Annotated in this window: 8 protein-coding genes; 6 read left to right on the forward strand and 2 right to left on the reverse strand. The window is 61.1% G+C overall.

Going from position 1 to position 13162, the window contains the following annotated elements:
• Positions 1 to 19 precede the first annotated feature (19 nt).
• Positions 20 to 1021: a rod shape-determining protein gene (locus AB4Z00_RS18170; RefSeq protein WP_442046807.1), complete on the reverse strand. Its 1002-nt coding sequence runs from the start codon at positions 1019 to 1021 to the stop codon at positions 20 to 22.
• A 253-nt stretch (positions 1022 to 1274) separates the two neighbouring features.
• Between AB4Z00_RS18170 and AB4Z00_RS18175 the strand changes: the two genes are divergently transcribed.
• From AB4Z00_RS18175 to AB4Z00_RS18185, 3 genes are read left to right on the forward strand one after another with little or no spacing between them, the layout of a single operon-like run.
• On the forward strand, positions 1275 to 1568 hold the full coding sequence (locus AB4Z00_RS18175; protein WP_442046808.1) for a hypothetical protein: 294 nt from the start codon (positions 1275 to 1277) through the stop codon (positions 1566 to 1568).
• 9 nt (positions 1569 to 1577) lie between these two features.
• Positions 1578 to 3023, forward strand: a complete 1446-nt coding sequence (locus AB4Z00_RS18180; RefSeq protein WP_442046809.1) for an SMODS domain-containing nucleotidyltransferase — start codon at positions 1578 to 1580, stop codon at positions 3021 to 3023.
• Complete coding sequence (locus AB4Z00_RS18185; RefSeq protein WP_442046810.1) at positions 3020 to 3934, forward strand: S-4TM family putative pore-forming effector; 915 nt, start codon at positions 3020 to 3022, stop codon at positions 3932 to 3934. The genes AB4Z00_RS18180 and AB4Z00_RS18185 overlap by 4 nt, the downstream gene beginning before the upstream one ends.
• 96 nt (positions 3935 to 4030) lie before the next feature.
• Here the strand turns inward: AB4Z00_RS18185 and AB4Z00_RS18190 are convergent, their stop codons facing one another.
• Positions 4031 to 5014, reverse strand: coding sequence for a helix-turn-helix transcriptional regulator (locus AB4Z00_RS18190; protein WP_442046811.1), 984 nt, complete (start codon positions 5012 to 5014; stop codon positions 4031 to 4033).
• A 104-nt stretch (positions 5015 to 5118) separates the two neighbouring features.
• On the opposite strand from AB4Z00_RS18190, the gene AB4Z00_RS18195 reads away from it, so the two are divergent.
• The 3 genes from AB4Z00_RS18195 to AB4Z00_RS18205 are packed head-to-tail and all read left to right on the forward strand — an operon-like array spanning position 5119 to position 13161.
• Entirely contained in the window at positions 5119 to 8439 is a 3321-nt protein-coding gene (locus AB4Z00_RS18195; protein ID WP_442046812.1) for a TM0106 family RecB-like putative nuclease, read from the forward strand.
• The gene (locus AB4Z00_RS18200; protein WP_442046813.1) at positions 8436 to 9689 is read left to right on the forward strand and encodes a metallophosphoesterase family protein; all 1254 of its coding nucleotides are present in this window, start codon (positions 8436 to 8438) and stop codon (positions 9687 to 9689) included. Before AB4Z00_RS18195 ends, AB4Z00_RS18200 begins: the two co-directional genes overlap by 4 nt.
• Complete coding sequence (locus AB4Z00_RS18205) at positions 9676 to 13161, forward strand: AAA family ATPase (RefSeq protein ID WP_442046814.1); 3486 nt, start codon at positions 9676 to 9678, stop codon at positions 13159 to 13161. The genes AB4Z00_RS18200 and AB4Z00_RS18205 overlap by 14 nt, the downstream gene beginning before the upstream one ends.
• Position 13162: the final 1 nt, after the last annotated feature.

Consider the following 13162-nt stretch of genomic DNA (forward strand, 5'->3'; position numbering starts at 1 on the left):
GGCCTCAGGCTTCGTCCCATCAAGCTTCGAGCAGTCGCTCGAGGCCCTTGGCGACGCATTGCGCGGGCTCATCGGCCGTCATGACCTCTAGACCCGTTGCGTCTGCGATCATGGTGCGCATCAAGGGCACCAACGCGCTGCCGCCGGTCAACAGGATGCCCTTGTCGTGGATGTCCTGACTGAGGTCTGGCGCGGTCTGCCCGAGCACGTCGCGCACGACCTTTACGATCTGGGCCACATGTTTTTCGACGACCCGGTCGAGATCGGCCATGTTGATCGCAATCGTCTTGGGCAGGCCGGTGCGCAGGCAGCGTCCGCTGACGGGTATCGCATCGTCTTGCGCGCTGCGTGACCCCTTATGCGCGACATAGTCGAGCTTGAGCTGTTCCGCCGAGCGATCGCCGATGAGGAATTTGTGCTGGAGATGGACCTGGTCGGCGAGCGCGCGATTGAGCGTGTCGCCGCCGATCCGCACCGATCCGGTGCCGCAAATCCCGCCAAGCGAGAAGACTGCAACCTCGGTCGTTCCCGCGCCGCATTCCACGATCATCGATCCGGCGGGCTCATCGACGGCAAGCCCGGCCCCGATGGCCGCGGCGAGCGGCTCGGTCAAAAGCGTGATCGGGCCGAGCCCGGCGTCGGCGGCGGCGGTGAGCATGGCTCCGCGCTCCGCCTGGGTCGCATCGGCGGGCACGCCAATGATGGCGGCGGGCGTGCGCCAGCGGCGCCGGCCCCTGGCCTTCGACAGGGCATAGCGCAACACCCGTTTCGCGGCATCGATGTCCTGTAGCACCCCGCGACATAGCGGCCGCGCAATGCGCAGGGCCGCTGGCGTGCGGTCGATCATCGCATAGGCCTCGCGGCCGGCGGCAAACAGGCTGGTCGTGTTATGCTTGCCCGCGACACAGCAAAGCGATGGCTCGTCGAAAACGAGACCGTCGCCGCGACGCAGAACGCGGATGTTCGCGGTTCCGAAATCGATCGCGATCTCAGGTCGCCGCTGGAGCAGGAAGGACGTCATAGGATCGTCCTACCCGTCCCTGGCCGCATTGTCTTGCAACTACTGCGGTGCCTAGCTCTACAGTGTCATCGAGATCGCTTCAAGTTGCTGTCTCGGCTTCGCCCGAGAGCAAGCGGTCGTCAATCAAGCAGATCCCGCGCCGTTAGCTTGGTGGTGCCGCGAATTGAGGATAAAGCACCGCAAGTCTGGGTGTCCATTTTTGTCACCCTCATCGCCGATTGTAGTGTTGTACAACCGAATCGGAGACGACAGGATGAAATGCGAAAATAGTACCGCGATCGGCTGCCACATCATCGACATCGACGGCTGCTTGCGGGCAACCAATCAACCGTCTGTGTCCACTGAGGACATTCTCGCGCTCAGTGGATTGCCGACACGAAACTCGGATGTTTGGCTGGAAATCTATGGTGAGAGCTGGCTACTGAGCCCTCTTGACCGTGTTGAACTCCACGCCGATACGGTCGCGTTTTTCCGGACGCGTGCCAGCGCGCCGGCAGGTTTCGCTTTCAATCGTGCGCAGCGCACGACCATCGCTCTGGCGGCCTGAGGCGATATCATGAAGCTGGTTTCTCAATTCACGTCGTTTCTCAAAGACACGGTCAACCTCAATCAGACCCGCATCGACCTGCTTGAATCCAATGTCGAAGCGATCAGGAATTTCATCCGTCAATGCGAATGGTCTCCCCGTGTCCGTGGATTTGAAGAGCAGGGCTCGTGGGCGCATGACACGATTATTAAGCCGGTTGATGGCGGCGAATTCGATGCCGACGTGCTGGTTGTGGTGGACCCTGTCGATGGCTGGAGCGCGAAGGACTATGTTGCGAAGCTGGGAAAGGCATTCGCTGACAGCTCCGTTTATGGCTCTAAGGCCAAAACCTGGGATTATTGTGTCACCGTCACCTATCCCGGCGAACGCAAGGTGGATATCGCCCCGCTGGTTCGATCGCGGAAATATGACGGAAGCATGGAAGTCTGCAATCGTGCGGCCGACCGCTTCGATGCGAGCGAACCGGTCGAATTTACGGCATGGCTTCGTGAGCGCAACACGCTGTCGGGATCAAACAGCTTCCGCAAAGTGACGCGGTTGATGAAGTATCTCCGGGACATCAAGACCACGTTCACCTGCCCTTCGGTTTTGCTCACAACTCTGCTGGGCATGCAGATTCACTGGTATGATAAGGATTCCGACGCATTTTCTGATGTACCTACCACCTTGCGGACGGTCATCGGACGGCTTGATGATTGGCTGCAGGATAGGCCGACCAAGCCGCGCGTGGAGAACCCGAAGCTTTCGAGCGAGGATTTTGCCGCTAGCTGGACCGATACCCAGTACCTGAACTTCAGGTCCTTCATTCACAAATATCGTGGATGGATTGACGAGGCCTATGTCGCGGAAGATCGCGCTTCCAGTATCACCGCGTGGCGCCGTGTTTTCGGGGAAGCCTTTGCCAAGGGAGAAGTGGTAGAAGCTTCCAAGACCAATGTGGAGGGCGTGTCGCGAGTGCGAGCTTTGCTGACCAGTACAGCTGCTCATCTCGACAGCTTGGTAGAGGTCGTTCGTGATTATGGCGTGTCAATCCTCCCGGACTTCTTTTACCGGCCCCCGCATATGCTCGAGCCCAGCTGGCTCAAGGCGGCGCACGTGTCGCGCGACGTCCATGTCACGGCGACCTGGCATCAATCCCGCAATTCCACGCCAATTCGGGTGGTGACGCCAGGAGAGGTGCTGCCTCGTCGGGGAGGCCTGTGGTTCGAAGCAAGGATCGGCGGAGGACAGCTGTTGCCCGCCGGGTTTCGGGTACAGTGGCGCATCACCAACACCGGCGCTGCGGCGCTGTCACTGCGGCAGGGGCGCGGCGACTTCTATACGCCCCAGCAAAATGGACGGCGGTGGGAGGAGCTTCATTATCGTGGCGTGCATCTCGCAGAGGCCTTCATCATCAGGATGGCTGACGATGTCCTTGTCGGGCAAAGTCAGCCGTTCCATGTGGTGATTGAATGACTATGAACGACATAGCTGAGCGTCAGAACGCACCGCATTTCTTGCGTCTGCTGCGCGCCCGGTCAGAAATCTATCGGCGTGCCACCCATCTGCAGTTGATGCAGGTCACATTGACTGTCGTTGTCCCGGTTGTGATGGCGATTGTCGCGCTATTCATGCCAGCGATACGCCCGATCGCCGCCGCGGTATCGGTCAGCCTCACGCTTATCGACATCGGATTTCTCGACAGAGCCTTGAAGCGCCGCTTGAAGACTGCGGCTCTGATCTGCGAGCGGTTCGACTGCGACCTTCTAAAACTGCCATGGAGCAAGTTCGCCGCCGGCAAGCCGCTTGAGCCGGAGATTATCGCCGAGGCTGATCGGCGATGGCCCAAGGGCGATGCAAAGCTCATCGATTGGTATCCGGCCGCTGTTGGACGGGCGCCATTGCATTTGGCGCGGATAATCTGCCAGCGAACAAATCTGTGGTATGACGCAAGGTTGCGCGAAAACTACAGTTTCTTGTTGGTCGCTGGGGCGGTGGCAATTGTGCTTGCACTGGTAGTCGCTGGGCTAGCCCTCAATCTGCCCTTCACCGATTTCGTTGTTACAGTCTTGGTTCCAGCAACCCCAGTACTGTCCTGGGCGGTGCGCGATGCTTTCCGGCAGCGTGACGCTGCCGATGCTCAGAAATTGGCCCGCGCGGAGGCGGAAGCATTATGGGAACTGGCGCTCGCGGGAGGTTGCGACGACAGCGAGTGCGAAAGACGGTCACGCGAATTTCAGAACAGCATATTCCAGCGCAGAACCAGCAATCCGCTGCTCCTGCCTTTCGTCTATCATTGGCTCAGATCCGGAATGGAGATCGACATGAACCTAGGGGCCGCTGATTTTCTGCGTCAGGCGGGGATATCAGAGATCAATCAACCCTGAAGGTGATCTTCCGTAAGCCTTCCCACGGGGCGGCGGCAGCTTCTTCGCCGAATTCAATTGAAAACCGTCATCACTGAGGACGGTACAGTTGAGCCCCTAGGGCAGAGCCGGGAAGTCGGAACGCGCATGGCCTTCGACCAGCGCCCGCAATCCAGGTGGCTCCAAAACCTCTACCTTGTCGCCCCATTGATAGAGATGCCATGCCATTTCCAGCCAACCCGCCGCCTGAAATCGCACGATCAAACTGCCATCATCCTGATAGTCGGCCGACTGGTTGGGGTGGAATTGGAACTCCGCCGCGCGCGACGCTGCCTCGGGAAGAAACCGCCAGACGATCTCACCATATTGGGCGGGGTCCTGATAAGCGCCGAAGGCCTGCGCCGCATGATCGTTCAAGGAAAACCCGGACTGGATGGGAAAACTCTCATCGARACATTCGGCGCTGTGAATGCGATCGAGACGAAAATGGCGGAGATTTTCACCTCGGTCAGCCTGGCGCGCCACGAGATAGCTGCGCAATCCCAGTAGGAGCCCATGCGGCTCGACCGTTCGGGTTTCCGCGTCGGTCTCGCCATAGACAATGCGCATCTTGAACGGTCCGCGCAGCGCCTCGATCAGAACATCGGTGACCTCCGGCTTCATCGCGACCTTTGGACCTGGCCGCGCCACTTGGCCCAAAGCCGATAGCACCGCCTCCGCATCGGCTTCGGAGCGCAGCGCATCTCGCGGCGAGAGGCGCGTGATCAGGCTGTCTCTGAGATCTTCCAGGGCGCGGGCATGGCGGAGCCGGTTCTCATCGCGGGCCGCGCGGGCGGCGATTTCCAAAGCCTCGATGGTGTTTTCCTGGCGCGGTTGCAGTCGCTCGGGGATGGGACTTTGGATGCGCCAGCGCCGGCGGCGATCGTCATCTTCTACGACAACGACATTCGCGAAATTATCCTCCATCGCACTTGTCATGCGCTGCGCTGTGCGGTGCGAAATGCCGAATTCCTGAGAGATTTCCTCAAGACTGATTCCCAAACGCCGCGAGGCGGCGAGCTGGGCGAGGCGCAGAAGATCGTTGGCCTTGGCGAAAGTCATTATACGTCCATGTCAGAGATTGACACCCTTGCATGCTAAGGAACAGGGTAGCGCCTGTCGAGGTGATTCCCTCGTGGGCGGCGTTGGGCAATCAAGGGGGCCAAGTGAGGACGATCGGGAACACCATCCTGTTTTCAGCGACGGACCTGATGCGTTTCGTCGGCTGCGCGCATGCGACAGCGCTCGACCTTGCCTATATGCGCGGCGAGCCGCTCACGCCCCGGGAAGATACCGAGGATGCCGCGCTGCTTCAGAAACAAGGCGATGCCCATGAGGCCGCCCATTTGGAGAAGCTGAAGGACGCGGCCCATAGCGTAGTCGAGATCGCGCGTGGCGACCTTGCTCAGAATGCGGACGAGACGCGAGCTGCCCTGGCGAAAGGCTCGCAGATCATCTTCCAAGGGGCTTTTCTCGCCGAGCGGTGGGGTGGCTGGTCCGATTTTCTCGAGCGGGTCGAGCGACCATCGTTGCTGGGGCCATTCAGCTACGAAGTGACCGACACCAAGCTCAAGCGCAAAGCCCATCCCAAGCATGTGCTGCAGCTCGTGCTCTATTCCGACCTTTTGGCGGAGATCCAGGGCGTGATGCCGGTGCACGCACATGTGCAGCTAGGCGATGGGACGCGCGCGACGCTGCGCTTGGCCGACTATGCCCACTATGCACGTGGTGCGCGGGCGAAGCTCGAGGCATTTGTCGCTTCCCCTGTGCCGACGCGGCCAATCCCTTGCGCGGATTGTTCGCTGTGTCGTTGGGCCGATCATTGCGACGCTATCCTCACCAGCCAGGACAGCCTGTTCCAGGTCGCCAATATCACCCGCGGCCAAGTGAAGAAGCTCGAGGCGTCGGGTATCGAAACCATGGCCTCGCTGGCTCGGCATGACGGCCCGGTGCGCGGCGTTGCGAGTGCGACGGCGGAGAAGCTTGTCGGCCAGGCTAGACTGCAGCACGCGCGCAAAACCGGCGAACCCGCCTTCGAGTTGCGTCCGGCACAGCCAGGTAAAGGCTTTGACCTGCTCCCTCGGCCGCAGGCGGGCGATCTCTTCTACGACATCGAGGGCGACCCCCATTATGAGGGGGGCCTTGAGTATCTACACGGCGTGCGGGCCGATGATAAGTTCCATGCCTTCTGGGCTCATGACCATGCCGCCGAAGCGCAAGCGCTCGAACGGTTGCTTGCGTTTTTTCGTGATCGCCTCACGGCTTATCCAGAGGCCCGCATCTATCATTATGCGCCCTATGAGATCACCGCGCTGCGGCGTCTCACCACACGCTATGGTATCGGCGAGGCCTTTCTCGACCGGCTCATGCGCGAACGGCGCTTTGTTGACCTCTATGCGGTCGTGCGCGGCGCGCTGATTGCTTCCGAACCGAGCTACTCCATCAAGGCGCTGGAGGCCTTTTATGGCTTGAAGCGCGAGGGCGAGGTCAAGACAGCGGGCGGATCGGTCGTTGCTTATGAAAATTGGCGCGAGACGGGCGACCAGCAAATCCTCGACGAGATCGAGGACTATAACCGGATCGACTGCCAATCGACCGAGCTTCTGCGCGATTGGCTGGTCAGCATCCGACCCGATGGTCCCTGGCCCGTGCTTGCGCAGGACGCGGCCGAGCAGGAGTCCGTCGAGGAAGAGGAAACGACGGCGCTGCGCGGTCGCTTGGCCGCATCCTCTCTGGCACCAGCGCGTCAGGAATTGCTGTTCAACCTCGGGCTGTTCCACAAGCGTGAAGCCAAGCCTGCTCAATGGACGGTTTTCGACAGCGCGAAGCGCGATGACGAAGAGCTTGTCGACGATCTCGATGCCCTGGCGGGACTCGAGGCGATATCCGGGATCGAACCCATTAAGCGCTCGGTGATGCGCACCTATCGTTTTCCCCCTCAGGAAACCAAATTGCGCGAAGGCGGCAAGGCGACTGTGCCCGGGATTGATGGGCCGCCGTCAACCGTTGCGATTGAGGCGCTGGATCGCGATGCGTGCACGATCACCTTGAAGGTCGGCGTGGCAAGGGCTGAACTCCTCACCGATCGGCTGACCCTGCATCCGGATTGGCCGCTCGATACGAAGGTGCTGGCCGCAGCGGTGCGCGACGTCATCGAGGATCAATGCGGGCCGCGGCGCTATCGTGCCGTCGATGATCTGCTGTCGGGCGCCGCCCCGCGCCTGAACGGCATAACCGGCGATATTCTCGGTGGTGGGGAACCGGTGGCGGGCGCCATCGCCGCGGCGCAAGCCATGGATCAGACATTGCTCCCGATCCAGGGGCCGCCGGGAACGGGAAAGACGCACGTCACGGCCCGGGTGATCCTGGCGCTGGTCAGAGCGGGACATCGGGTCGCCGTCGCCTCGAACAGCCACGAAGCGATCCGCAATGTCCTTCTGGGCTGCCTGCGCGCGCGTGAGGAAGAAGAAGGCGGCACCTTTCCCGTGTCGTTTGCCCACAAGGTTTCCGGAGGCGATGATGGCTATGCCAGCGATTGTCCCGTTCACCGCGCCACGGCCAATGATGACCTGATCCTCGCACGCGCCAATGTAGTGGGCGGTACGGCCTTCTTCTTTGCGCGCGATGAGAATGTGCAGCGCTTCGATTGGTTGTTTGTCGATGAGGCGGGGCAAGTGGGCCTCGCCAACATGGTCGCGATGGGTCGTGCCGCGCGCAATATCGTGCTGGTCGGCGATCCGCGTCAGCTGCCTCAGGTCATCCAGGGCGCGCATCCTGCGCCCGCCAACCTGTCATGCCTGGAATGGATGTTGGGCGAGCATGCCACCGTCCCTCCCGATCGGGGCATATTCCTTGCCGAGACCCGCCGGATGCATCCGGCGGTTTGCGACTTCATCTCCGATCAGGTCTACGAGGGGCGGCTAGCCAGCCATAGCGATACCGAGCGCCAGAGCGTTAACGGAACGGCCTGGCCCCGGGCCGGCGCGTTCTGGGTGCCGGTCGTCCATGACGGTAATGCCCAGATCGCCGCCGAGGAGGTTGCCGCGATCGGTGCTGCGGTCGAAGAGTTGCTGAAGGGTAGCTGGACCGACAAGAACGGCGCCGCGCGCCCTATCGGCCCCGGCGACATCATCGTCGTCGCCCCCTATAATGCACAGGTCAACGCGCTGCGGGCAGGGCTGCCGACCAGCATCCGCGTCGGCACGGTCGACAAGTTCCAAGGCCAGGAAGCCCCTATATGTCTGGTCTCCATGACGGCCTCCTCGGCCGACGAGTCCGCCCGCGGCTTGGAGTTTCTCTTCTCGCTCAACCGCATCAATGTCGAGGTTTCACGGGCCAAAGCGCTCGCCCTCGTGTTTGGCAACGATAGGCTGCGCGAGGCGAACTGCAGCAACATCGAGCAGATGAGACTCGTCAACACGCTCTGCGCCCTTCCGCCGGTTTACCGTTCGTGCCATGCTGTACAGGGCAGGGGGTTAATAGATTGACCGAGTTCACTTTTCTACATGCCGCGGACCTTCACCTTGACAGCCCGTTACTTGGGCTAGCGGGTAAGTCTGCAGAATATGCCGCACGCGTCGAGGCGGCGTCTCGCGAAGCTTTCGATAATCTGGTTGCCCTCGCGATCGAGGAAGGCTGCCGGTTCATGCTGCTGGCCGGTGACATTTTCGATGGCGATCTGCGTAATTTCCAGACCGGGCTCTACTTCATGGAGGGGATGCGCCGATTGGACGATGCGGGGATCTCTGTTTTCATGGTGCTGGGGAACCATGATTCCGCCAACCGCTTCGCTGATAAGCTCGCCCTGTCGGGCAATGTCTATGTCTTTCCCAAGGCCCGCGCCGCAACGCACGTCCTCGACGATGTGAGGGTCGCGATTCACGGTCGCAGCTTTCCGCGCCCCGATGTTTCGGAAGATCTGGCACGCGAGTACCCGGCAGCGACCCGGGCGCTGTTCAATATCGGTGTTCTCCACACGGCATGTGCGGGCAGTGAAGGACATCATGCCCGTTATGCCCCCTGTACACCCGAACAGCTCACCAATCATGGGTATGACTATTGGGCGCTGGGCCACGTCCACGCCCACGCCGTGCTCGGCGAGCACCCGCACATCGTTTATCCCGGTAATCTTCAGGGGCGACATCCGCGTGAGACAGGCCCCAAGGGGGCCGTCCTAGTCAAAGTCAATGACGGCAGGGTTACTAGTCTCGAGCATCGCGCGCTGGATGTGGTGCGCTGGGCATCGATCACAGTTGATGTGTCGGGAACGAGCGAATACCCGGAGTTGCTGGATTTCATTCGCGGCCATATCGCCCAAGGCGCTGAGCAGGCCGATGGACGACCCATTGCCCTTCGCTTGACCGTGACTGGAACGACACCGCTTCATTCCAGATTGATTCTCGAGCGTGCCTCCTTCCGGGAAGACGTGGAAACATTGCTGGCAACGCTTTCGGATGATGTGTGGTTGGAAAAGCTGAAGCTGGAAACTGAACATCCGGCAGTTCCTGACAAAGTCGACCCTACGGTTGCTGGAAAGCTGGATCAGGAGGTGACGCGACTCAGCCAGGACGGCGCGATTTCACAAGTGCTAGAAGCGCGACTTGCCGAGATCCGGACGAAACTGCCTGCTGGCGCGCATGCCGATGCCTTCATCGAGCAGATGCGCGCCGAAATACCCGAACGCGCGGCAGCCCTTGCCCGCAGTCTAGTCAGCGAGGCTGGCTATGCGCCTGACTGAACTTAGCCTCGAGAAATATGGCGGCTGCGCCAGTCGCGAGCTCGCCATCCCGGACGCGGCAGGACTGACGGTCGTGTTTGGTGCCAATGAGGCTGGCAAAAGCACTTGCCTCGAGGCGATCAGCGACTTTCTGTTCTCGATCCCCAAGAATACGCAGCGCGGCAGCTTGTTCGGATATGATGGCATGCGCCTCGGGGCGTCGATGCTGATGGCTGATGGCAGCACGCTGACGCTCAAACGCCGCAAGGGCAACGGCAAGACACTGGCTGACCTGTCTGGCACGGCACTCGATGACACTGTCCTTGCGCCGGTGCTGGGGGCCACCACACGAGAGCGGTTCGAAACGCTCTTCGGTCTGAACCACGAGACCTTGCGCAACGGCGGGGAACGATTGCTTCACGCAGATGGCGACATTGGGCGTCTGATTGTCGAAGCAGGCGGCGGCTTGCGCACGTTGGTATCTCGCCTCGAAGGCATTGACGCCGAAGCGGACAAGCTCTTCGATACGAGGCGGTCGGTGAACCGTGTCTTTTACCAGCAGCTGACGGCATTCGAGGCAGCTGAAAAAACTGCACGCGGCGCGCAACTGACTCGGGAAATCTATGAGCAGACGCGCAAGGCATTGCTCGCAGCCGAGGAAAAGCTCGAGGCCCTACGCACCGAGAGGCGCAGCCTTGGTGCATCGACGTCCCGGCTGGAGCGCGTCCTCCGCGTCGCGCCACACCTGCGTCAGCTAGCCAACTTTACACTGGATCTGGTCGGCTACGACGATGTCGCGTCCTTCCCGGATGATTTCGCGGCGAATATGCGGACTGCTCTGGACCAGCGCAACGGGGCTGAAAAACGGCTCGAGGACGCGACAGAGCGGCGGAACCGCCTGAAGGCACGGCTTGATGCGCTGGTGGTGAACCCGGGTCTCAAAGCCTCCGAACAGCGGGTGCGTGACCTGGCCGAACGCGCCATTCACGTAAGCAAGGCCCGGTCAGATCGTGCCAATCGGCAGCGCGAGATTGACGACGGCGAGGCTCAGCTGGCGGCGCTGCGCCGGATGCTTGGCCTGCCAGCCGATGCGGATCTTGCGCCACTGATCCCGGACCAGTCTGCCCTCAATCTTGTGCGCTCGCTTGCGGATGAGATGGTGGAGCGCCGTCCAAGTCTTGCCTCTGCCAGAACGCGCCTTGGCGAACTGGCGGCTTCACTTGCGGCGATTGACGATCGTTTGGAGGCGGCGCGCCTGGCAGGGCATGATGCTCCTCCCGAGGCGTCGTCATCGGCCTTTGCCAGCCTTGCGGCGCAGAAGTCGGCGCACCAGGCACGTCAGCAGGCATTGGATGCTGACAGCGCAACATTGATCGGACGGCTCAAGGCGCTTGGCTTCGATACTATCGATGCGCTTGCCACTCTGCCATGCCCCAGCATCGACGATATTCGCAGTGAGCAGGCCGCGCGCGTGACATTGACCTCGCAGATCGAGGATCAGGCGAAGCTAAAGCGACAGGCGGAGCGTGAGATTTCAGCCGGTGAGGCTGATATTGCCGCGCTTCAGGCATGCGGGACCATTGCGAGTGATACGTCACTTGCCGAAGCGCGCACCCAGCGCGCCGATGCCTGGAGGCCGATAAAGACGGCCTATGTCGCGGGACAGCTACCCGATGACGGCGCTGCTCGCCTTTCCGTTGCTGACGGCCTGGAAACGGCAATCATGTCTGCAGACGAACTTGCCGATCGCCGCGCCGCAGAGGCAGAACGGGCTGCCTCGCTCGCACTCGCGTTGCGGCGCGTAGCAGAGGCAAGGGACGCGATCAAGGCGGCAGAAGCAGAGACGACTGCGCTTGTCGCGCAGTCGGAAGTCAAAATCGCGCAATGGGAGAACAGTTTTCCGCGAGTGTTGGCCCAACATCCTGAACTCGCATCGCTCCTCCAATTTGGCCAAGCTCGGCAGCTGGTGCTGGACGAATCCGAACGGCTGCGCGCTTTATCGAATGCACTGGCTTTGGAGGAGGCCCAGCTTGCGCCGACCGTTGAGTTGCTCGAACGGATCGAACAAAGCCGCAACCTCGATTCGAAACTGTCGTTCGCGGCCCGGGTCAGTGCGGTGCAAAATGCCATCTCCCGGCACGAACAAGCACATGCCGAATATACAAGGGACATGCGCGAACGCCTGGACATCGAACGGCAACACAAGCTGGTCGAGGCGGAAGTGCAACAATTGTCGAACGCACAGGGTGCCTGGGACGCGGCATGGCCTGCTGCAACAGGTGCGCTGGGGCTCAAACCCGACATTTCGCCGACAGATGCCAACAGTGCAGTGACCGAATGGGTCGGCGCACGCGGTGTGCTTTCGGCAATAGGGCAGTCTCGCCAGCGGCTAAAGCGCATGGACGAAGACGAAGCGGGCCTTACGACGGATGTCCGCAGCCTCGCGGCCGTACTCACCATCGAGATTGGCGAAGACTGTGTGGTTGCAGCGCAGATGCTGCTGGCCCGGTTCAGCGACAACGCCACGACGCAGACCCAATATGATGGGGTACTGCCCGACTTTGAGGAGGCGAAGGTCGAGGCCGACCAGGCGCAAGAGGCCCTCGGCACCGCGCGGGAGGAGCTGGCTACACTCGCGGCTTCGGCAAAACTCGATGTCGGTGATGATGCGGCCCTTATGGACGCAGCATCACGGTGTGAAGCACGCAGGCGTTTGTGCGATGAGATCGCTCTGGCGGAACGCACCGCAACGGACGTGGGCGACAAGCTCGATCTCACTGTATTGCGGGCGGAATGGGATGAACGCGACCTTGACGAGGTGCGCGCGGAACTGAACGAGCAGAAATCGCGTGACGCCGAGATCGAGACGGAAATCGAGGCAGCCATTCTCGCCGAGAAGGCGGCAAAGGACGACCTTGTTGCCTATCTAAGCCAGAGCGAGGTCAATCACGCCGTTGCCGAACGCGAAGCGGCGGCCGCGCAAATGCAACTCGCCCTCGAACGTTATCTCGAGTTATCAGTTGCGCGCGAATTGGTGACGTCGGCAATGGCAACGATCCGCGCAGAACAGCAAGATCCGCTCATTGCGCGGGCAGGCGAACTGTTCACGGCCACGACACTCGGTGAATTCGCCGGAATCGAGACTGATATCGATGACAAAGGCCATCCGGTCGTGGTTGGACGGCGAGCCGATGGCGGTGTTGCTGCGGTCGCTACCATGAGCGACGGCACACGCGACCAGCTTTTCCTCGCCTTCCGGCTGGCTAGCCTTGAGAATTACGCCAGTGCGACGGAGCCGCTGCCCTTCATCGCGGACGATATTCTGGTGCATTTCGATGATGAGCGCAGCCGTTCCACGCTCGACCTGCTCGCCGAGTTTGGCAAGAGCAACCAGGTCCTGCTTTTCACTCACCATCGCAGCGTCCGGACGCTTGCTGAACCATTGGCGAAACAAGGCCTTGCCAACATCATCGATCTGGATCGTGCGGCATGAG

Origin of the sequence: Novosphingobium sp. YAF33 (assembly GCF_052113265.1) — a bacterium.
Classification (GTDB): domain Bacteria; phylum Pseudomonadota; class Alphaproteobacteria; order Sphingomonadales; family Sphingomonadaceae; genus Novosphingobium.

What these genes read in the sequence shown, in the direction of transcription:
- AB4Z00_RS18170 (WP_442046807.1), bottom strand. Translation starts at nt 1,021, where the DNA reads ATGACGTCCTTCCTGCTCCAGCGGCGACCTGAGATCGCGATCGATTTC.
- AB4Z00_RS18205 (WP_442046814.1), top strand. Translation starts at nt 9,676, where the DNA reads ATGCGCCTGACTGAACTTAGCCTCGAGAAATATGGCGGCTGCGCCAGT.
- AB4Z00_RS18185 (WP_442046810.1), top strand. Translation starts at nt 3,020, where the DNA reads ATGACTATGAACGACATAGCTGAGCGTCAGAACGCACCGCATTTCTTG.
- AB4Z00_RS18180 (WP_442046809.1), top strand. Translation starts at nt 1,578, where the DNA reads ATGAAGCTGGTTTCTCAATTCACGTCGTTTCTCAAAGACACGGTCAAC.
- AB4Z00_RS18175 (WP_442046808.1), top strand. Translation starts at nt 1,275, where the DNA reads ATGAAATGCGAAAATAGTACCGCGATCGGCTGCCACATCATCGACATC.